The sequence below is a fragment of the Algibacter sp. L4_22 genome (assembly GCF_023473045.1).
Classification (GTDB): Bacteria; Bacteroidota; Bacteroidia; order Flavobacteriales; family Flavobacteriaceae; genus Algibacter.
This window is the reverse complement of sequence record NZ_JAMCOK010000003.1, coordinates 595990-617442: the sequence shown is the minus strand read 5'-3', so window position 1 is coordinate 617442 and position 21453 is coordinate 595990. Positions and strand designations below refer to the sequence as shown.

The following is a 21453-nucleotide window of genomic DNA, read 5'->3' as shown; positions in this document are numbered from 1 at the left end:
ATTTCAATTTTAGGAGAAATGGTATAATGAGAATAGTTTTGATATGAAGAATAGAAGGTGATTAACGAATGAAATACTTGCTTAATAATCAAGAAACCGAACGCCTTTTATTCAGGAAAATAGAAAAATCTGATTTTAACGATTGGTTGGAATTTTATAAAAACCCAAATAGTTCTTTGCATTGGGTTTCTGAGTTAGACAGCCCAGAGATTGAGTGTGAAAAGTGGTATGAAAAACAATTTTATCGTTACAAAAATAATTTAGGAGGAATGAATGTCCTGATTGAAAAAACATCAGGGAGATTAATTGGACATTGTGGGCTTTTAGTTCAAAATGTTGATGCAATATCTCAGTTAGAGATAGGATATTCAATCTTACCTGAATTTTGGAATAATGGTTTCGCTAGTGAAGCTGCTAAAAAATGTAGAGATTTTGCTTTTGAAAATAATTTATCAAATTCAATAATCTCAATTATAAGTCTTACCAATACGCCATCAGAAAAAGTTGCTATTAAAAACGGAATGTGTGTTGATAAAGTAACAGAATATGGCAGGAATAAAGTGAATGTTTTTAGAATTGAAAAAGCAGATTGGCAGTAATTATCAAGGATGATTAAATTTAATTTATCGCCATATTTTATGATTAAAGAAATCAATCCAAGCAAAAAAATAGCAAAAAAATAATATTAAAGAGTATCAATACTTTTTTCAAAAAGTAGGCCACCTTTAAACATGCCTTTCAAAACGGGATGAATCTCATTACCTAATTTTGTTAAACTATATTCAACCCTTGGTGGAACTTCAGGAAATGCGGTTCTATTAATCAATCCATCGATTTCTAATTCTTTTAGCTGTTTGGTAATCATACGTTCACTAATATCTGGCATTAACCTTACCAATTCACCATATCTCTTATCTCCTTGAAAAAGATGCAAAATAATAGTGCCCTTTCTTTTTCCTTTAATCGTATTTATAAAAGTATCTATTGGGCAATAACTTTTTTTCATTTTTTTTTTAATGCTTTTAAGCTTTATAAACAGACAAAACGGCACAAAATGTTCGTATATGTATGAATTGTAAGCTCTTGTATATCAGTGTATTTTTAACGAAATTTGATGTAAAAATAAGTAAAACATATAAAATAACAACTATGAATACGCAATCAACATACAAAGCTTTTAGAATAGAAGAAAATGATGGTAACTATACTTCTTCTATCAAAGAGATGCCTTTTACAGATTTATCCGAAGGTGAATTACTAATAAAAGTACACTATAGTTCTTTAAACTATAAGGATGCTTTGTCTGCTTCGGGAAATAAAGGTGTTACTAGAAATTATCCTCATACACCAGGTATTGATGCTGTTGGAACCGTTGTTTCTTCTAAGTCTTCTAAGTTTAAGGTTTCAGATAATGTTATTGTAACAAGTTATGATTTAGGGATGAATACAGATGGGGGCTTTGCGCAATACGTTAAAGCACCAGCAGATTGGGCGGTAAAGCTACCCGAAAATCTTTCTATGAAAGAAGCCATGACCATTGGTACAGCAGGATTAACTGCTGGTATGTCTGTATTAAAATTAAGTGAAATTGTAAAACCGGAAGATGGCCCAATCGTTGTTTCTGGATCTACTGGAGGAGTAGGTTCTGTAAGTCTCTCGATTTTAAAAAAATTAGGTTACAAAACAGTTGCAATTACAGGTAAAGAAACCGAAATTGAATTTTTGAAAAACCTTGGAGCAGATGAAGTTATTATGCGAGAAGATTTTGAGAACATGGCTAAAAAACCACTTTTAAAACCTATTTATGCAGGTGGTATAGATACTGTAGGAGGAGTGATTCTTGAAAACATAATTAAATCTACATTCCCAATGGGCGTTGTTACTTGTTGCGGGAATGTTGCCTCCCCAAAATTAGATTTAACCGTATTTCCTTTCATTTTAAGAGGTGTAACCTTAATCGGTATAGATTCCCAAAATTATCCAATGGGATATCGAGAAAAAGCATGGGAAAAACTATCTAATGAATGGATGAACGACCAATTAATAGAAACTTCTACTGAAATATCTTTAAATGAATTGAAAGAAAAAATAGATTTGATGCTTAAAGGGAAATTAAAAGGTAGAACGGTGGTTAAATTAGATTTATAAAGAACGTTACAAAACTAAGTGCTGTGTTAAAATATAATATATTAGTTTAATATTAAGGTTATTGCGTGTTTGCTTACATCTTGTTTTTTCTTAAGGAAAGACTCGTACGTAAACACGTGAATTTTTATATAAGTTAGTGTTACCATTAATGTTGAATAAACTATGAAGCGCATAATAATCATTATTTTTTTAATTTTAATTAGCTGTAAAAGCGGAATAAAAACTGAAAGTGACATTGATAAAAGTGTTTATCAAATGTGGAATGATTTTACTGAATCAAATCCCGAATTCAAAACAGACGAACAGCCTGACTCTGATTATTTTCATAATAATGAAACAGACGCAAATAGGTTAGCAGAATTGATTGTAAATGGAAAAAAGCAAGCAAGTTCTAATTTATATTATTTATATGAAAAAGCTAATGTCGATTTGCCAAAAATAGGAGCAAAAAGCATTGTAACGGATTTTGATGGAAAAGCTCGAGCAATAATTGAAATTAAAAAAGTAGATACAATTCCATTTAATAAGATTTCTAAAGATTATGCTGAATTAGATATGGGAACGGATATTGAACCCCTAAAAAAATGGAGAAAAGCACATTGGGACTTTTTTGCGAGTGCAATGGAAGAAAATGGGGGAAACCCAAAAGAAGACATGCTTATAGTTTGCGAATGGTTTGAAGTAATATGGATGGAAGAGTATTAATAATAGTTCTTTGTTGTCTCGTTAAAGATTTTGTGTATTTTTTTTTGATAGTTAGAGGTGTTTATTTAAAAAAGAGACAACAATAGTATTGTTGGATAATTTCCTATATTAGGAGTCTTAAAATAGGTATATGGTTAGTGATAACTATATAACTTTGTTAGCTATTATTAAAAACAAAATGATTAAAAAATTACTTACTATATTATTGTTATTGATTTCATATATTTCTAACGCTCAACATGATAATATTGACGTAAAATATTTTACTTCTACTAACGATTATACGAACAATAAAATATCTAATGAAATAGTATCTCTAAAGATTAGAGATAAAGGAGACAAATTTATAGAGGTAAAAAAAATACTAAATAAAAATACTGGTAAAAAAAGTAAAAAAGCAGGTTTCCCATGGGCAATCAAACACGATTCAATTACATATTTTAATTTGAGATATTGTAAAGATTATATAAGTCCTGAAACTTTTGTGAAATCAGATTTATCTGGTCAATACCTCGCTATTTTTCTCAATAAATCTTCTCAGAAAGACATTAATAGTCAAAATAACTATTACGGTGTTGGTTTACAAGGCTTATTAATTTCTGAATCTACTAAATGGGGGGGAAGTTGGAAATCAAAAGATGGTACTAAATCAAAAATACTGATAGTAAACACTAAAAAATTAGATTTAAATCACATAAGAGGGTATAAAAATTCTGGCTGGAGATTATTAACCAAAAGAAGTATTAATGATATATTAAATCTGGAGTTAACGAAAGAAGAAATAAAGCTACTTACTACAGAAAAAATAGAGGAATTGATAAAAATAAACAATGGCTAACACTATGTAAACGCAATGCTTTTTTAGTGTTTTGAGCTAAGGGAGTTTTGTGTTTGTGAGGTCGGCGTCATAAATTGTATTATTTTACAATTGAATTAATTTAAAATAATAAAAAGTATAACGCCTTGTACTTATTCCGAAAGTCACTGACTTTCTGCATCGCACAGACGTTTACATTAATCGTTAGCGGTTATTTAACAAATTGACACTGGAAATGAACTTTAAACTAAATGAAAACTTTGGAAATGGGCTACCCGAATTAACATATAGCATATTTATACCCCAAATAATATTATAATCATGAAAAAACTAATTCAAATATTTACAGTTATTATCTTGTTCACAAACATATGTAGTGTACAAGGTCAAGTAAATCAGAAAAAAACATCGGATGATGAGCGTATGGAATGGTGGCGAGATGCCCGTTTTGGAATGTTCATTCATTGGGGAGCTTATGCAATTCCGGGTGGTGAACGTGATGGTGAAATTTTTAATGGCGGATCCGAATGGATTATGGCTAAACTGGATTATACTATTGAAGATTATGAAAAAATAGTTTCGCAGTTTAACCCCACAAGTTTTAATGCCGATGAGTGGGTTGCTATGGCAAAAAATGCGGGTATGAAATACATTGTTCTTACCTCAAAACATCATGATGGTTTCTGTTTATGGGATTCAAAAATCACCAATTATGACATCATGGAAGCCTCCCCTTTTAAACGCGATATTGTTAAAGAACTATCCATTGCCTGTAAGAAAGCTGGAATCAAATTTTGTTTATATCATTCTATTTCCGATTGGCACCATCCTCAGGCACAGGGCCCTTATTATCCTAATTATACAGGTAAAAACGTTAATCCGGAGTTTCCAGAGTATTATAAAAATTACTTAAAACCGCAGGTGAAAGAATTACTTACCAATTATGGTGATATTGGTGTGGTATGGTTCGATGGCGAATGGATTTCAGATTACACTACTGAAATGGGAAAAGAAATGTATGATTTCATACTTAACATCCAACCTAAAACCATTGTTAACAACCGAGTAGACAAAGGTCGTCAGGGTATGAAAGGAACGGATAAAGAAGGTAATTTCGTAGGAGACTTTGGCACACCGGAACAAGAAATCCCGGCAACAGGCATCGATAGCGATTGGGAATCATGTATGACTATGAATGGTTCTTGGGGCTACAAACCATCCGATACGAACTGGAAAAGTAGTGAAGATCTCATTAAAAAGTTAATTGATATTGTTTCTAAGGGTGGTAATTATCTATTGAATATTGGACCAGACGCACAGGGTTTATTTCCTCCAGAAAGTGTAGAACGCTTAAAAGATATGGGCGAATGGACAGAAATTAATGGAGAATCGATTTATGGTGCAAAAGCTAGCCCTTACAACACTCCAAAATGGGGACGATATACAAGTAAAGACGGTATAGTATACGCTCACATTTTTGAATGGCCTAATGATGGTGTGCTTTTGCTAGACAAAAGTATAAATGCGAAAAAGGCATTACTATTGTCTGACTCCAAAACCAAATTAAAAATTAATTCTACTACTTTAGGTCAAAAAATAAGTTTACCCGCAAATGCGCAAAATGTTATTGCTACTGTTATTAAGTTAGAAGTAAAATAGTTTTAATTTTAGTTTAGTGAATGTATTGTTAGTTACACCCACTCTTGGAATAGGGAGAGGGTGTTTGTTTTCAGTTTAAAGCATTACCCAATATGAGTGTCTTGAAAAATCAAATGGGATTTTGAAGATACATTTGAAGACTATGATACAACATAGAAAAACAACCGCTAACAACGCATAAAAATAATAGCCGAAACAGCAGTGTTTTCAAGGATTGTAGCCCGCTTCAACTATCTTGTAGTTTGACAGTTAAGTGTTACGCAGTCGGCTACTATTCTTATACTAAACGTTGGCAACAAGCTGTAAATTAAAATTTAGATAATATTGAAATACCTCAAAATAAATTGGATATTGATGATTTTAACGATCTTAATATATCAGTTGGGCACATCTCAGAATAACAAAGAAAATTCGAAATTGAAAGGCAGTAATCTTTTTATTCAGAATAAAGGTCAAATTGTTGATCAAAATGGTATGCCGAATAATACAGTTCTCTATTTACTGAATACTTCAGGTCTTAATGTTCATTTGAAAAAGAATGGTTTTTCATATGATGTTTATGAAAAAAAGAAAAGAAATTTAAGCCCTGAATATAAGAATAGAAATAAGGTTCGACCTATTCTGAACAATTTTAATAAACAAAAGGATTCAGTATTTGAAGAAATAGTATTTCATAGGCTGGATATCGACTTTTTAGACTCGAGCGATGATTTAGTTATTAAAGAGTACGGAGTTTCAAAGTCTTACACTAACTATTATAATATCCCTGAACATGAGGAAGGGATTACAAAAGTTAAGTCCTTTAAAAAAATAGTATATCAAAATTTATATGATGGTATTGATGTGGAGTTTTTTGTACCAAATGATATAAAAAAACCTGTAGAATATAATTTTATTATTAGCCCAAAAGCCGATATTTCTAAAATAAAAATGAAAGTTTCTGGTGCAGAAGTTATTTTAGAAAATAATGCTTTGAAAATGAATTTAATTCATGGTGATCTAAAAGAAATAATACCTAAAAGTTGGATTCAAAACAATCAAAGTAAGAAAGAAGTTGCGATTAATTATGTTCAAAAAAGTAAAGGGGTATTTGGTTTTAAAGTAGACGATGAAAACTATAATAAAAGTTCGGTGTTAGTTATTGACCCAACACCGGTAAGAGAATGGGGGACTTATTTTGGAGGAACTTTTACCGATACTGCTCAGAACAAAAGTATCACAGGAGATAGTCAAGGAAATACTATTCATGCTGGATATACAACGAGTTCTGATAATATTGCGACAATAGGTAGTCATCAATCTGAAAATTACATATTAGATCATTGGTTACACCCTGCAACAGGTGTAATGATGAAGTTTGATCCTGATGGAAACTTAATTTGGTCTACTTATTACGGAGGGATAAGCACAACGGAATTTTATGATATTGGGACTGATAAAGATGATAACATAATTGGAGTAGGGTTTACTTTTTCAGATACACATATATCAACTTCCAATTCTCATCAAGAATTTAAAGGAGGTGAGAATGATGGTTTTTTAGTAAAACTTAATTCTAACGGAGAAAGAATATGGTCTAGTTATTATGGAGGCTTAGGTCAAGATGTTATTACCACTGTTTCAACAGATAATTTGAATAATATATATATTGCTGGGAATACTGGCAGTGGAGATAATATGATAAGTGAAAATGCATTTGATAAAGAATATGAGAATAACAATAGCCTATATGCTAGTGAAGCTTTCATAGCCAAGTTTGATCAAAATGGGAATAGAGAATGGGGTACATATTATGGTGGGGCTAACGATGATGTAATTAGTAGTATTGAAATTGGAAATGATTCAAATTTATATATAGTTGGATATACTAGAAGTGAAAATAATATTTCAACTCCTGGAGCATATAAAGAAAGTTTGACTATGAATGGTCCGCAGACAAGTGATAGGCTAGATACCTTCATAGCAAAATTTAATACTAATGGAAATGGAATTTGGGGCACATATTATGGAGGAGATGCTATAGACTGGGCTTATGATTTAGCAGTTGATAGTGAAAATAATGTAATAGTTTCTGGGGCGACTCAGAGTACGGTTGATATTGCATTTAATAATTCACATCAGGTTGAAAAAGGTGGTGATATAGCTGATTGGGATAATTTTTTAGCAAAGTTTAGCGAGAATGGAAGTTTGCTTTGGAGCAGCTATTATGGGGGTGAACAAAGAGAAGATTATACCCGTTCTTCAGTTGATACTGATGATGAAAATAATGTTTATTTAGCTGGTGGAACTGATAGTCAAACGAACATATCTACTGTTAATTCATATCAAGAAAACCGCCTTGGTCAATACACAAATGCTTACTTGGTCAAGTTTGATGAACTTGGAAATAGATTATGGGGAACATATTATGGTAGCAGCCATACCACAGCTACAGGAGTATATTTGGACAATAATGCTATATATCTGGCGGGAGAAACTAATTCCTTAACCGGAATGGCTACGAACGGCACACATCAAACTGAATTAAACGATGGCAATGGTTACGATCAGGTTGATTATTTTGTAGCAAAATTCACTGAGTGTGAATCAACGATTTTAACCGAAGCTACAGAATTCCTTTGTTCAGGAGAAGATATTTTATTTAATGCTTCTGGAGGTGTATCCTATTCTTGGTCTGGTCCAAATGGTTTTTTAAGTACAGAGCAAAACCCTATTATTTCAAATGCTAGTATAACAGATTCTGGAATATATACAGTTTATATTGAATCTGCTAATGGATGTGAAGATACTAGAACCTTTGAGATATTGGTTTCTGAAAGACCAATTGCAAATCTAATAGATAATATTAAAGCCTGTGAGGATAATTATGCTACGGGTATTTCATCTTCTTTTGACACTTCAAATATTGAATCTCAAGTTTTAGGAAACCAAACTGGAATGGTTGTAAATTATTTTGACAGTAGCGGTAATACACTACCCAGTCCATTACTTAATCCTATGACCAATTCAATAGCCAATATTGAAACAATTACTGTTCGAGTAGCTAATGATAATAATTTGGATTGTTACGCAGAAACATCTTTTGACCTTATAGTAAATTCTCTACCCACTATTAATACTTTTGATGATATTAATGCGTGTGACAACAATTATGATGGAATTTCTGAGTTTGATATTAGTAACATTGAGACTATTATTTCAAATAATCAATCTGGAATGATAATAGAATTTTTCCACGAAAATGGTCAACAACTGCCTAGTCCATTACCAAATACAATTCAAAATATAGTTATTAATCAGGAAACTATTACGGCCAGAATAACCAATCCAAATACAAATTGTTATAATGAAAGTACTTTTGATTTAAGAGTAAACCCTTTACCAGAAGTAAATCAATCACCAACTATTTATGGATGTGACGATAATAACGATGGTATATCAGAATATTTCTATACCTCTAACATTGAAAATCAAGTCCTGAATGGACAAACAGGAATGTCTGTAAGCTATTTTGACCAGTCAGGTAATTCATTGCCTAATCCTTTACCTAATCCTTACACAAACTCAAATCCATTCAATGAATTAATAACCGTAAGGATAACAGACAATAATACAGCCTGCTATACAGAAACAACTTTGCAATTACAAACTGTGACACAGCCCAATATAAATCAACCCAATAATTTGTATGCCTGTGATCAAGGAAATGGGTATGCTGAATTTGATACATCGCTTATAGAACAAGAACTTATTGGAAATCAAACAGGATTAATGATACAGTATTTCGATTCTGGCAATAATCCACTTCCAAATCCTTTACCTGAAGTGTTTCAAAATACTGAGCCTTTTTCTCAAACCATAAATGTTAGAGTTGAAGATGCCTCAAACCCTATTTGTTTTTTTGAAACATCTTTTGACTTAATCGTAAATGAATTTCCCGATATTAATTTAGAAGATGAATATTTCATTTGTAATCTAGAACCATCCATTTCTTTAAACATAAATTCTGGCTTTAATTCATATAATTGGTTCTTTGAAAATGGAACTTTAATTTCAGACACAAATAGTGCGGAAATTAAAGATGAAGGAAATTACACCTTAACTATTACAAAAATTAAAAATGGTATTACCTGTGAAAACTCATTTGAATTTGCTCTTATTCGTTCTGTTTTACCTGAAATACTTCAGGTAAATTTTGGAGAGTTAGGGAATAATTATATTGAAATTATTGCATCTGGAGACGGAGATTTTGAATACTCTATTGATGGGATTAATTACCAAAATAATAATTATTTCTCAAATATTCAAGGTGGAACCTATACAGTATTTGTGAGAGATAAAGATGGTTGTGGACAAGATTCGGAAGAAGTTAATGTAATTGATTACCCAAAGTTCTTTACACCAAATAACGATGGATATAATGATTTTTGGCAAATTAAAGGTATAGTCAATTTTCCTAATTCAGAGACGTTAATTTTTGACAGGTACGGAAAGCTATTAGCTAGAATATCATCAAATGATTTAGGCTGGAATGGACTTTACAATAGCAATCAAATGATGTCAAATGATTATTGGTTTAGAACAGACCTTGGTAATGGTCGAACTTTTTCTGGGCATTTCTCATTGAAAAGATAAAAGCCAGTTGCCAACAATGTATAAGAATAATAGCGGTTTAATCGCTAAAACCAAAGTTAGTAAATATAAAAAAGGTCTGGGTTTAACCGAAAAGTTATCGCTAATTTACACGCTACGAGCCATATACAAAACCGTTACCTGTAAACCAAAAAACGAACTCAAATGAAACAACGGAAAATAATAATATCTGTTTTTATTATGGGAATGATATTATTGTTTTCCTGTAATAGAAAAATAATAAGTTCACCTCGTTCTATTACGAAAACAAATTCAAGCGTTGTCGAAAAAAAACCTTACTTAATATTAATTTCGCTTGATGGCTTTCGTTGGGATTATTTAGAAAAGTATAACCCACCTTATTTGAGTTCATTCATTAAAAATGGTGTTAAGTCAGAATCATTAATACCTTCATTCCCTACTAAAACTTTTCCGAACCATTATACAATTGCCACAGGACTCTATCCTGAGAAACATGGAATAATAGGAAATATATTTTATGACTATAAAAAAGACACACTATTTAATAAGAGGAATCCCGAAATGGCAGAAGACGGGAGTTTTTATGGAGGTTCTCCTATCTGGGTTGAGGCGAATAAAGCAGATATTGTAACTGCTAGTTATTTTTTCGTGGGAACCGAAGCTAATATTCAAGGAGTCAGACCAACATACTATTATAAATTTGATAATAGCGTTAAAAATGAGGAACGCGTTAATCAAACAATAAATTGGTTGAATTTGGAGGAGAAAAGCAGACCTCATTTAATCACTTTATATTTTGGTGATATGGATAAAGTTGGACACGATTATGGTACTAATGATGACGAGAAACTGAAAACGACATTGTTTGAATTAGATAAAAATTTAGGCGATTTGTTTAAAGGAGTATCAGAAACTAATCTTCCGGTAAATATTATTATCGTTTCTGATCATGGTATGGGAAATCAGTCTACTAACAAAATAATACCAATAGATTCTATCGAAAACGATGACTTATTCATGACAATTGAAAATGGTACAATAGTAAATATTCATCCAAAAAAAGATGTTGAAATAGATTCTGTACTACAATATTTAAGACAAAAAGAAAACAATTTCAAAGCTTATAGAACTGAAAATACACCAGGTTTTGAATACACCCCAACAAATAAAAATTGGGGTGCGATACAATTAATACCAGATTACGGTTATCATTTTTGGAATCAAAGACGAAAAGATGCTCTTATCGAAGAGGGTGTTACAACATTTGGAGTTCATGGCTATGATAGTAAATACAAAGAAATGCATGGCATATTTTATGCGAATGGTCCAGCCTTTAAAGATGGTTATGAAATACATTCGATAAAAAACATTCATATCTATCCATTAATGTGTGAGATTTTAGGATTGAAAATTCCTGAATCGATAGATGGAGACATAAATGAAATAAAAAGTGTTTTAAAGGAAGATAATTGAATTAAGAATAAAGCCAGCAGGTAACACCGTATAAAATTAATTGCTTGGTTCTCGCCTACTTGGAAATTCCTTCGGAATTTCCTCTGGTTCGTTCCATTTTCAGTAAGTTAGTTGCTTAAACCTGCAACTACTCTTATAGATAAATGTTAGTGTTTATTGATAAAATGCCAGCAAATGACAGATGACGTAGAGATGGCATAAGATAAATACATCTAAAATATTTGATTTAATGTATTTTTGGTCATAAAAAACATAAAATATGACACGCGGAAAGTTGGCTCAAAAAGTAAAGGAATTAAGAAAAGGGAAAGCCTTATCTCAAGAAGAATTAGCCAAAAAATCAGGGCTATCTTTAAGAACAATTCAACGACTTGAAAATGGAGAAACAGAGCCAACGGGTGAAACCCTTAAAAGAATCTCTAGTGAATTAAATATTACTCTTAATGAATTAATTGGCAAAGTTGGAGATGAACCGAAAAAGACAGTTAAAACTAAATATGAATATTTACATATTTTCGATAAAAAATTAGTGATTAGTAAAACTTCAGAAATCAATGATTTAGTTGAAGACTATGGAAAGTCTGTCGATAACGTATTTAAAACATTAATGGTGTTTTTTGCTTTTATTCCTGTATTTATAACCCTTTCCGTAATTTTCTATAATATGGGAAAAACTGGATTAGCAATATATACTGGAGCTTTTGCTTTTACTTTTTTAGTTATAGCATTTAATACAATACTTTTCACCTCAGGTTCATCAATAATTAAAATGGAAAATGTTACTCGAATAAGGATACAAAATAAACTCTTTAATAATGTTGTTTTAATTTCACACAGGGAGTCTGGTCGCATGAAGGTGCGAGCCTTAGTTCTTGAGAAAAATCAAGTAGAAATTATGAAGAATACTTTAGTTTCCGAGAAACTCATAGTAGAGAGAGATATAAAACTCAAGGGGAACAAAAATCAAATCTATATATTTTTTATTTTAGTATTTTTAATGAGTGCAAGTGGACAATTTTCTAAATTGTTTTTCAAAGAAATTGACCCAATGATGATTAATGGTTTCATTTTATTATTTGTTAGTGTTTTGTTTTTAATAAATATGATATTTAAATTAATTAATCCTTTGTTCAAAAAACAACAAACCGCTAGCGTTTTGTATAAGTAATGGCAGGGAAAGTGCTAAGTATCAAGGTTTATAGCCCGCTCAAACTGTGAAGTGTTTTTAACAGGAAAGTACCACGCAATCTGCCATTACTCATACAATTTACCGTTAGCAAACATATTACCAACCAATGAAAATTATCAAAATATTTATCTTTTTTATTCTATTCGTAAGTTGCGCTCACAAAAAACCGGAAAACAAAATATCTGAATTTAATAAAGTTTTAGGAAAAGAAAATATTGCAACTTTGGACTTCTTAGTTTTCGATTTTGAAAAGGGCTATCTAAAAAGACAATACCCGAATTTGGATACTGAAAAGGCCTATCAATAGTTTTTGACTAAAATACGTGATAGAGAATTTAAAAACCTGAAACAAGTATCGCAAAAAGCAAGCGAAAAGTTTGAATCGAGTGATTTAATGCTTGAAATGTATGAATTTCCAGATTCTGTTTGGATACTAAAAAATAGTTTTTTTGACAAAATAGAATCGGACTCTTTGCAATTTTTGGAAAGTCCATTTCCATATGTCAAATATAGATTTAAGTATATTAATCCCGATGGTGAAATTGAATATACTTATGGTCGGGGTTCTGGTTTAAGCCCGAATACAGATTTTGATTCCGTAATTAATAGTAAATTGAAATCAGCGCGAATAAATTATACCGGGAAGTACATACAAGCTTTAGAAACAATAAAAGATAAGAGCGAATTTCATGAAGAATTTTATATAAAAAAGCGTTCTTTAGGCTCTTTATATCTAATGCTAGCAGATGTAATGTTATTAAAAAACAAATTGAATAGAAGGATAATTGTACTTGAGTTAGTGTATAATTAAATACGTTTGCTAACACCGTGTAAAAAAAAACATTGCTTATTTTAGTTAAATCGTTTGGTTGTTACTTAGTTTCTGATTTTCCTTCGGGAAATCCTCGCACACAAAACCACAACTCTTTTTATATATAACCGCTACCAGCAACTAAAAACGAAATAATAGAGAAATAAAATCGTTCATAATATTAAAATGATTTAATCTTATGAATAAATATTTTATTTTCGCCTTTACATTCTTCTTTTTAGTTTCTTGCAATGAGTCTGATAATTCAGAAGACGCTCCAACTTCAAGTAGTGCTATTCCAATTTATAATCAAGCTTATAATGAAAATTTTGTAGCAGATGAAATCGCAGATATTCTTGTAAATGCACAAAACGGATATGTTTTGATAGATCCATTTATAGATAATATTCCCGCTTCAATTGCTGCTATAAAAGCAAATGGTAATGAGGTTGGTGCGTATATTAGTATTGGCACAGGTGAAAATTATAGAGATGATTTTACAGCATTGACTCCCTTTTTAGTGGCTACACCTTGGGGAGAATGGCCCGAAGAATATTTTGTAAATTCTACAACTACAGGCATAATCGATATAATGAAAGCACGTATTGATCAAATTGCCACTTGGGGCTGTGATTGGGTTGAGTTTGATAATATGGATTGGTGTTACGACGATGAATTAAGAGTCACTTATGGGTTTCAAGTTACGGAAGCAGAAGGTGTAGCATATTATCAAGAACTCTGTGATTATGTGCATCAAAAAGGAATGAAATGTATGGCTAAAAATTTGGTGGAGAATGCTTCTGATTTTGACGGTGTACTATATGAATCTTATAATAATGATAAAAATTGGTGGAATCAATCTGGTGCTCAAAGCTTTTTAGACTCAGGAAAACTTGTTATAATAAATCACTATAACGAAACAAACTGTGGTCAAGTATACTCTGAATATAAAGGTATTTACAATTCGGATTTATCCTTTATCTGCGAAGATGCCAATTTGCAAAAATATGTTCATTATAATGAATGATTTTAGGATGAAACATCTGTAATAACCAGTATGATTAATATTTTACGTCTGTTTTAAACAAAATTTAAAGATAATATTTTAAGCTCTTTGAAATCGATATTTTTATATTATTAGAGCGTAGTTTTAATTAAAAACTATATCAAAATTAAGATATCCTTCTGTTAAATTTAGAGAATGTTCTGTTAATAAGGGTTAAAAACGTTAAGGCTATTATAAATATAATCTTACAAAGATAAAACCTGTTTAATTTGTTTTAAATCATTAAAATTTAAAACAAATGAAAAAATTATTACTCGTCACTGCTATCACTATTTTGGGATTAGCACAAGTTAACGCACAAGATGTTCAATTTGGTGCTAAATTAGGTTTGAATTTTGCTTCAGTTACAGGAGATGTAAACAGTAGTTTTGATCCGGTAACGTCATTTAATTATGGACTTGTGGCTGAGGTGCCACTTTCTAGAAATTTCTCGTTTCAACCTGAGGTTTTATATTCTGGTCAAGGTTTTTCTTTTGATTCCGATGAGTCTAGTCTTGTTCAGTTAGATTATTTAACTGTTCCGTTAATGGGAAAGTATTACTTAACTAAAGGCTTAAGTCTGGAGGCAGGACCACAAGTAGGCTTTTTAGTATCTGCTAAACAAGACGATGTTAATCTAAAAGATAATTACAAAGGTTTAGATTTTGGTGTAAACTTTGGGGTGGGCTATAAATTCGATAGCGGACTTAATTTTGCGGCTCGCTATAATGTAGGCTTATCCGATGTTAATGATGTCGATAGTTTTTCGGATAAATATAAAAACGGTGTTATGCAAGTTTCTATTGGTTACTTCTTTTTCTAAAACACATTGTTATTTAATATACTTAAAACCGAAGCCAAAGTGTTTCGGTTTTTTTATTTTATCCACGCAACAAATACCCCCATTTTAAATGCTTGCGTTTATCTAGTCGAGATAATATTTTAAGAAACACCATAGCTGTAATTAACGCGTCTCCACTAGCAGTGTGCCTATCTACTTTAGGTACATTAAGTTCTTTGCATAAATCGTCTAGAGAGTAATGCTTTTTTAAAGTATCCTGATAGATTTTATGTTTAGATTTCTTGAATAAAATACCCGTATCAATAAAATTGTTTTTTAGTTTGCCCAAACCGTTTCTCATCATCATTTCGTTCATCATGTTTTTATCAAAATTGGCATGGTGGGCAATAAGTACACTGTTTTTTATGTATTCTAAAAAAGCTTTAATGGCTTCTATTTCGCTCACTTTTACATTGTTGCCGTTTTTCATGAGACCATGGATTTTAACGGTTTCAGGTCTAAAAATGTCTTGATGAATATAAAGTTCAAAACTATTGCTTACAGGTATGGATTTTCCTGCAAAAGATACCGCACCAATAGATAGTACGCGGTCATTTTTTTTATCAAAACCAGTAGTTTCAGTATCAAAAGCAACAAAGCGTGTTTCTTCAATCAGGCCTTTAGGTTTCTTTTTAAAATGTTCTAAATACTCCAAATAAAATTCGGGATAGTTGTCGTTCTTTTTCCTAAACCAATTAAATATCATTTATATAAAGTTTTTTAAGTCGAAACGTAATTTCAAAGTCTCTTGAATATCTTGTATAGGCTTAAAACAGCGCTTTAATTTTAGTTTTTCTTCTTTAGTTAAAGTTTCTAGTTTAATAAACTTTCCCGAGTTATTATGTAGTAAACCTTGTTTGGTTTTAAATTTTGATAAGGCCTTAAAAGCATAAGCGCAAGATTCGTAGAGTTCTTTATTATTTGGGTCAATTTCGGCCATTTTCTCGAAGCGTAAATAAGTGCTATTTACATTTTTAATTTGGTTGCTTAATACCAGTAAGCGTGCCGCATCAATTAAAGGCATTAATCCACGACTTTTTATATTGAAAAGGTCTTTTTGTTCGCCGTTTTGCTCAACCAAAAATTGTTTAAAAATCCCGAGTGGTGTCGGGCTTTTAATAGCTTCCTTTCCTAAAAACTTATAAAAGAGACTAGACCCTTCTAAAGCTTCAAAAATACTTTCCGATAGGTCGTCAACTAGTTTTTCACTGCCATAAATTCGCGAATAATCAAAAAATATAGAAGATAGTAAAATGGCTTTATCATCTGGACTTAAAATCCAATTCTGAAATTGTGTTTTCCATTTAGAAATAGATTTACACCATTCTGGGTTGTTAGCCATCATATCGGCTTCGCAATATTCAAAACCAATTTTATTAAGAGATTTGGTTATATATTTTGCCAACTGTAAAAAGTACGCTTGGGTTTCTTCATATTTATCTTCTGGAACATCTTCAAACACCAAAGCGTTATCTTGATCGGTAAAAAGTAACTGTTCTCTTCTGCCTTGGCTTCCCAAAGCTAACCAAGAAAAAGGAACCGGTGGCGGCGTTGGCATTTTCTTTAAAGCAATTTCAATGGCACGAATGATTACGGCATCGTTTATTTCAGAAATTACATTAATAATATGAGTTAACGGAATATTTTGCTCTAGATAGCCTTTTAGTAATGTGTTTGCTTTTAATCGGGCTAATCGTAGTTTTTTTGTGCGGTTAGCACGTTTTATTTCTTTTAAAATTACCGAAGGCGTGTTGCCTAATGTGACCAAAACATCATGGTGCGTAAGTACACCAATAAGTCGAGAATTTACCGTGCCGTCCTTGGTAATGCACAAGTGGCTAATATTGTTTTTTATCATTTTTAGCTGACCATCGGCAACTGTTAAATTTTTTTTAGCAGTAATAACAGGCGAACTCATAATGTTTGAAACCGAAGTATTGATGGGGTATTCACCCGTGGCGATTTTATTTTTTATATCGCTATTTGTAATAATTCCGACAGGTTTTTTATGGTCTACAACAATAATACAGCCAATTTTATAGGTCCTCATAAGGCAGGCTGCTTCCTGCAATGTGGAACCTATAGGGCAGGTAATAGGTGTTTTTGTGTAATTTGCTGTTTGGAAGTTAACAATGTCTTGAGAGGTGTTTGGTAAATAATCTTTAAAAATCTCATTATTTTCCTCTGTTGTGTAAGAGTCGTACGCATTGGTGGCAAATGCTGTAATAAGGTACTCGTAAACCTTGGCGTTATTTTCTGTAGCCGACTGGAAGTTTTTAATAGGCAACGCATAAATAATAGTTTCCTCGTTTGCTGTAGCTGTTAGTTTATAATTTTCTCGAGCAATTAGTGGGCGTACACCAAAAATATCGCCCGTATCATTAATAGTTACTAATTCTTGCTTGTTATCGTTGCTGTCTGTGTGAAACAAACTAATGGCACCCGCTCTAACAATATAGAAATACTCGTTTGCTGGTTGGTCTGCCTTAAATAAAGTATCTCCTTTTTCTAAATATACAATAACAACCTCTTCGGCAATTTCTAGAAGTTTTTTAAACGTTATTAAATCGAAGGGTGGATAGATTTTTAAGAAATCGCAAACACGTTCAGCAATCGAGTTTTTCATAATTTTTTTAATATGAGAATTAAATTAATTTAAAATCTAAAAGCAATTCACCTTCAATAGAAGCCTGTAAATGGTCGCCTTTAACATTAAGCCCAACACCAGCAGCTGGCGTTCCAGTAAAAATAATATCACCTTCTTTTAGCGTCATGTAAGTCGATACAAAACTTATAATTTCAGCAAAATTATAAATCATAAAATCGGTGTCTCCAATCTGTTTTTTCTCACCATTAATAACCAAATCGAAATTGATATTGTTTAAATCTGGAAAGGCAGAAACAGGTTTAAAGGCAGAAATAGGCGAAGCACCATCAAAACCTTTTGCTAAAGCCCATGGCCCTTTATTGGCACGGCTTGCAGCAAGTACATCTTTAGCAGTGTAATCTATTCCTATAGCAATTTCAGAGATATAAGAGTTCGCATCTTCCAACGTAATATCTTTTCCTGTTTTACCAATTTTCACCACCAATTCCACTTCATAAGCCAATTGTTCCGTAATTGCAGGAAAAACAATATCGGCATTATCAGTCACTACACTACTTTCTGGTTTTGTAAAAATAAGCTGAGCACCCGTTTTAATGGCACTAATTTCAGACTTATCAATCACATAATTCTTTCCAATTCCAATAACTTTCATCTGTTTGTTTTTATAGTTTTTAATTCAGTTTAAAAAGTAAATAAAAGTAGTAAATAAGTGGCCTAAAACAGACGTTTCTTCAAAAAATAATTTGGGCGCAACCCCAAGGGTCGGGCTTTCTCTACTCGCTTTTTTGTGTTGCATAGGCGCAACAACACAAAAAGAGCTCAAACATGCCGTTCAATCCCTTGCGCGGGCTAACTTGTAAAATTTAGGATTTACAACCAATAATTAGGTGGGTTTATAAAATTCATATCAAAAAAAAGCAAATGAAAATATGTCATAAACCACACTTATGGTATCTTTATTGACTTGTATTTTCAATATACTAAAATTTAATATGCAGCACTTTAAAGAATCCGCTTCACCTAAAGATAAAACAAAACAAAAAGTCACCATGGCACAGGCCTTTAGAACTATTATTTGGCCACGCCGAAAATTGGTTCTATTGGGTTTATTATTAATAGTAATTCGCAGTTTGGCGGGTTTAGTACTGCCGTGGCAAAGTAAAGTGCTTCTAGACGAAGTTGTGCCAGGGAAAGATATGTCAATGTTATACAATCTTGTCGGCATTGTTATTGCGGCCATAACTGTACAAGCGGTAACCTCATTTTTGCTTACTCAAATTTTAAGCGTGCAAGCACAATATTTAATAAGTGAATTGCGAGCACAGGTTCAGAAAAAAGTACTCTCATTGCCTATTAGTTTTTTCGATAATACCAAATCTGGCGCATTAGTATCACGAATAATGAGCGATGTAGAGGGTGTTCGAAATTTAATCGGTACTGGATTAGTACAATTAGTAGGTGGAACATTTACCGCTATTGTATCTTTAATAATCTTGATAAAGCTAAACCCTTGGATGACGCTTTTTGTATTCGTGCCACTTTCAATATTTGGTTATATCGCACTTAGAGCCTTTAAATATATTCGTCCAATTTTTAGAAAACGTGGGAAAATAAATGCTGAAGTAAAAGGCCGACTTACCGAAACGCTTTCTGGTGTTCGTGTAATAAAAGCTTTTAATGCTGAGGAGCAAGAAAATATTGTATTCGAAAAAGGCGTAGATCAATTGTTTCAAAATGTTAAAAAGAGTTTAACAGCCACGGCTATAATGACTAGTTCTTCAACCTTTTTAATAGGTGTTGCAACCACCGGAATTATGGGTATTGGTGGTTATTATATGATGCTAGGTGAGATGACGACTGGTGAATTCCTTTTCTTCACATTAATACTTGGTTTTATGATTGCGCCTATTGTACAAATGAGTAATATTGGTAGTCAGCTTACCGAAGCTTTGGCAGGTTTAGATCGAACCGAAGAACTCATGAACATGACGGCCGAAGAAGATAATGAAGATAGAACGATTGAAGTAAACACCTTAAAAGGTGATATTGAATTTAAAGATGTTTCTTTTTCTTACGAAGAAGGCAAAGATGTATTGCATAATATTAATTTTAAAGCACCAGCAGGTTCTGTAACCGCTTTGGTTGGTAGTTCTGGTTCTGGAAAATCTACTATAGCTGGACTTTCTGCTACCTTTTTAACTCCAAAATCGGGTAAAGTAACTATTGATAATCAAGATTTATCTAAAGTTAGATTAAGTAGTTATCGCCAACATTTGGGAGTCGTTTTGCAAGATGAGTTTTTGTTTGAAGGTTCTATAAAAGAAAATATCATGTTTCCGAGACCAAACGCCACGGATACCGAATTACAAAATGCTGTAAAAGCTGCTTATGTTAATGAGTTTACCGATAGGTTTGATGATGGTTTGGAAACCTTAATAGGCGAGCGTGGAGTGAAACTTTCCGGAGGGCAACGTCAACGTCTGGCTATTGCACGTGCTATTTTAGCAAACCCGAAAGTGATTATTTTAGACGAAGCTACATCGAGTTTAGATACCGAAAGTGAAGCTTTAATTCAGAAAAGTTTATCAGAATTAATAAAGGATAGAACCACCATTGTAATTGCGCACCGTTTAAGTACAATTCGTAAAGCAGACCAAATTTTAGTTATCGAAGCTGGCCATGTTGTAGAACGTGGTACTCACGATGAGCTTATTGCTTTAAACGGACGCTATTTTGATTTATACACCTACCAAGCTAAAATTTAATATATGAAAGCTACAGATTTAAATAATAAAGAGTTCAATTCGTTTTATGGAGGTTATATTAATCAAATCCCTGAAGCATGGGATTTGAAAACTGGTTTTGAAATAGGGAAAGGGAGTGTCGTTAATTTTTTTAAAGCTATTCCTAAAGATAAACTTGAATATCGTTATGCGGAAGGTAAATGGACTGTAAAAGAAGTGTTTCTGCATATTATAGATACCGAGCGTGTTATGATGCATCGTTGTTTTAGAATTGGCAGACACGATAAAACAGCTTTGGCTGGTTTTGAGCAGGACGATTATATTGCGCCATCCAAAGCAAATGAGAAATCTTTAGAAGCGCTTATTGAAGAATATCTAGCAGTTCGACAAAATTCTATTATTTTATTAAACAGTTTGTCTTCCGAAGATTTAAAGTTTATTGGTCATGCTAGTGGTAATAAGTTGTCGTCTAGAGCAGCTGCGTTTATCGTTCTAGGACATGAAATTTGGCATACCGAGATCATAAAATCGCGATATTTGTAATTCAAAATATCAATTTTAAGCCACTTTTCTATTTTTTAGGTTAACAAGTCATGTTTAAGATGGTTTGGATTTAATTTAAGGTGTTTTTTAAGCGATTTAAGACGTTTTTAAATAATTAACAAATGTTGATAATTATTGCTTTAAGTCGATAAAGTGCGCTTAAAATGTGATTTTAATTTGTATATTTGTTTGTATTCAAAAGGATGCTTTATAGCATCTTTTTTTATGCTAATGAAACTCTGGATTTTCAAGATGA

General features: G+C 32.1%; 17 protein-coding genes. 13 read left to right on the top strand and 4 right to left on the bottom strand.

The window, feature by feature from the left end; all coding sequences use genetic code 11:
* Positions 1 to 68 precede the first annotated feature (68 nt).
* Positions 69 to 599 (top strand): GNAT family N-acetyltransferase, encoded by a 531-nt coding sequence (locus M4I23_RS10885; protein ID WP_249754407.1) that lies wholly within the window; start codon positions 69 to 71, stop codon positions 597 to 599.
* An 86-nt stretch (positions 600 to 685) separates the two neighbouring features.
* Here the strand turns inward: M4I23_RS10885 and M4I23_RS10880 are convergent, their stop codons facing one another.
* On the bottom strand, positions 686 to 1006 hold the full coding sequence (locus tag M4I23_RS10880; RefSeq protein ID WP_249754406.1) for a helix-turn-helix domain-containing protein: 321 nt from the start codon (positions 1004 to 1006) through the stop codon (positions 686 to 688).
* Positions 1007 to 1149: 143 nt separating this feature from the next.
* Here M4I23_RS10880 and M4I23_RS10875 point away from each other — a divergent pair, with 143 nt between their 5' ends.
* The 10 genes from M4I23_RS10875 (at position 1150) to M4I23_RS10830 (ending at position 15284) form a co-directional block, all read left to right on the top strand.
* A complete protein-coding gene (locus M4I23_RS10875; protein ID WP_249754405.1) occupies positions 1150 to 2148 on the top strand; it encodes a YhdH/YhfP family quinone oxidoreductase in 999 nt (332 codons plus the stop codon).
* Between the two features lie 162 nt (positions 2149 to 2310).
* The gene (locus tag M4I23_RS10870) at positions 2311 to 2853 is read left to right on the top strand and encodes an ASCH domain-containing protein (protein WP_249754404.1); all 543 of its coding nucleotides are present in this window, start codon (positions 2311 to 2313) and stop codon (positions 2851 to 2853) included.
* 178 nt (positions 2854 to 3031) lie between these two features.
* On the top strand, positions 3032 to 3691 hold the full coding sequence (locus M4I23_RS10865; protein WP_249754403.1) for a hypothetical protein: 660 nt from the start codon (positions 3032 to 3034) through the stop codon (positions 3689 to 3691).
* Between the two features lie 300 nt (positions 3692 to 3991).
* Entirely contained in the window at positions 3992 to 5329 is a 1338-nt protein-coding gene (locus M4I23_RS10860; protein ID WP_158850478.1) for an alpha-L-fucosidase, read from the top strand.
* Between the two features lie 354 nt (positions 5330 to 5683).
* The gene (locus M4I23_RS10855) at positions 5684 to 9964 is read left to right on the top strand and encodes a T9SS type B sorting domain-containing protein (protein ID WP_249754402.1); all 4281 of its coding nucleotides are present in this window, start codon (positions 5684 to 5686) and stop codon (positions 9962 to 9964) included.
* 162 nt (positions 9965 to 10126) lie between these two features.
* A complete protein-coding gene (locus tag M4I23_RS10850) occupies positions 10127 to 11416 on the top strand; it encodes an ectonucleotide pyrophosphatase/phosphodiesterase (RefSeq protein ID WP_249754401.1) in 1290 nt (429 codons plus the stop codon).
* A 259-nt stretch (positions 11417 to 11675) separates the two neighbouring features.
* Positions 11676 to 12584, top strand: coding sequence for a helix-turn-helix domain-containing protein (locus M4I23_RS10845; RefSeq protein WP_249754400.1), 909 nt, complete (start codon positions 11676 to 11678; stop codon positions 12582 to 12584).
* Between the two features lie 331 nt (positions 12585 to 12915).
* Complete coding sequence (locus tag M4I23_RS10840) at positions 12916 to 13416, top strand: hypothetical protein (protein WP_249754399.1); 501 nt, start codon at positions 12916 to 12918, stop codon at positions 13414 to 13416.
* Positions 13417 to 13615: 199 nt separating this feature from the next.
* On the top strand, positions 13616 to 14443 hold the full coding sequence (locus M4I23_RS10835) for an endo alpha-1,4 polygalactosaminidase (protein ID WP_249754398.1): 828 nt from the start codon (positions 13616 to 13618) through the stop codon (positions 14441 to 14443).
* Positions 14444 to 14720: 277 nt separating this feature from the next.
* Entirely contained in the window at positions 14721 to 15284 is a 564-nt protein-coding gene (locus tag M4I23_RS10830; protein ID WP_249754397.1) for a porin family protein, read from the top strand.
* Positions 15285 to 15342: 58 nt separating this feature from the next.
* Here M4I23_RS10830 and M4I23_RS10825 read toward each other — a convergent pair whose 3' ends face one another.
* The 3 genes from M4I23_RS10825 to M4I23_RS10815 are packed head-to-tail and all read right to left on the bottom strand — an operon-like array spanning position 15343 to position 18562.
* A complete protein-coding gene (locus M4I23_RS10825) occupies positions 15343 to 16008 on the bottom strand; it encodes a PolC-type DNA polymerase III (protein WP_249754396.1) in 666 nt (221 codons plus the stop codon).
* Positions 16009 to 17928, bottom strand: coding sequence for a DUF294 nucleotidyltransferase-like domain-containing protein (locus M4I23_RS10820; protein WP_158844627.1), 1920 nt, complete (start codon positions 17926 to 17928; stop codon positions 16009 to 16011).
* A gap of 19 nt (positions 17929 to 17947) precedes the next feature.
* Positions 17948 to 18562, bottom strand: coding sequence for a fumarylacetoacetate hydrolase family protein (locus M4I23_RS10815; protein WP_158844624.1), 615 nt, complete (start codon positions 18560 to 18562; stop codon positions 17948 to 17950).
* Between the two features lie 340 nt (positions 18563 to 18902).
* On the opposite strand from M4I23_RS10815, the gene M4I23_RS10810 reads away from it, so the two are divergent.
* Both M4I23_RS10810 and M4I23_RS10805 read left to right on the top strand, forming a co-directional pair.
* Positions 18903 to 20675, top strand: a complete 1773-nt coding sequence (locus tag M4I23_RS10810) for an ABC transporter ATP-binding protein (RefSeq protein ID WP_249754395.1) — start codon at positions 18903 to 18905, stop codon at positions 20673 to 20675.
* A 3-nt stretch (positions 20676 to 20678) separates the two neighbouring features.
* Positions 20679 to 21197, top strand: coding sequence for a DinB family protein (locus tag M4I23_RS10805; RefSeq protein ID WP_249754394.1), 519 nt, complete (start codon positions 20679 to 20681; stop codon positions 21195 to 21197).
* Positions 21198 to 21453 lie beyond the last annotated feature (256 nt).

What these genes read in the sequence shown, in the direction of transcription:
- M4I23_RS10845 (WP_249754400.1), top strand. Translation starts at nt 11,676, where the DNA reads ATGACACGCGGAAAGTTGGCTCAAAAAGTAAAGGAATTAAGAAAAGGG.
- M4I23_RS10870 (WP_249754404.1), top strand. Translation starts at nt 2,311, where the DNA reads ATGAAGCGCATAATAATCATTATTTTTTTAATTTTAATTAGCTGTAAA.
- M4I23_RS10810 (WP_249754395.1), top strand. Translation starts at nt 18,903, where the DNA reads ATGCAGCACTTTAAAGAATCCGCTTCACCTAAAGATAAAACAAAACAA.
- M4I23_RS10865 (WP_249754403.1), top strand. Translation starts at nt 3,032, where the DNA reads ATGATTAAAAAATTACTTACTATATTATTGTTATTGATTTCATATATT.
- M4I23_RS10875 (WP_249754405.1), top strand. Translation starts at nt 1,150, where the DNA reads ATGAATACGCAATCAACATACAAAGCTTTTAGAATAGAAGAAAATGAT.
- M4I23_RS10885 (WP_249754407.1), top strand. Translation starts at nt 69, where the DNA reads ATGAAATACTTGCTTAATAATCAAGAAACCGAACGCCTTTTATTCAGG.
- M4I23_RS10860 (WP_158850478.1), top strand. Translation starts at nt 3,992, where the DNA reads ATGAAAAAACTAATTCAAATATTTACAGTTATTATCTTGTTCACAAAC.
- M4I23_RS10825 (WP_249754396.1), bottom strand. Translation starts at nt 16,008, where the DNA reads ATGATATTTAATTGGTTTAGGAAAAAGAACGACAACTATCCCGAATTT.
- M4I23_RS10880 (WP_249754406.1), bottom strand. Translation starts at nt 1,006, where the DNA reads ATGAAAAAAAGTTATTGCCCAATAGATACTTTTATAAATACGATTAAA.
- M4I23_RS10850 (WP_249754401.1), top strand. Translation starts at nt 10,127, where the DNA reads ATGAAACAACGGAAAATAATAATATCTGTTTTTATTATGGGAATGATA.
- M4I23_RS10820 (WP_158844627.1), bottom strand. Translation starts at nt 17,928, where the DNA reads ATGAAAAACTCGATTGCTGAACGTGTTTGCGATTTCTTAAAAATCTAT.
- M4I23_RS10815 (WP_158844624.1), bottom strand. Translation starts at nt 18,562, where the DNA reads ATGAAAGTTATTGGAATTGGAAAGAATTATGTGATTGATAAGTCTGAA.
- M4I23_RS10835 (WP_249754398.1), top strand. Translation starts at nt 13,616, where the DNA reads ATGAATAAATATTTTATTTTCGCCTTTACATTCTTCTTTTTAGTTTCT.
- M4I23_RS10855 (WP_249754402.1), top strand. Translation starts at nt 5,684, where the DNA reads ATGATTTTAACGATCTTAATATATCAGTTGGGCACATCTCAGAATAAC.
- M4I23_RS10805 (WP_249754394.1), top strand. Translation starts at nt 20,679, where the DNA reads ATGAAAGCTACAGATTTAAATAATAAAGAGTTCAATTCGTTTTATGGA.
- M4I23_RS10830 (WP_249754397.1), top strand. Translation starts at nt 14,721, where the DNA reads ATGAAAAAATTATTACTCGTCACTGCTATCACTATTTTGGGATTAGCA.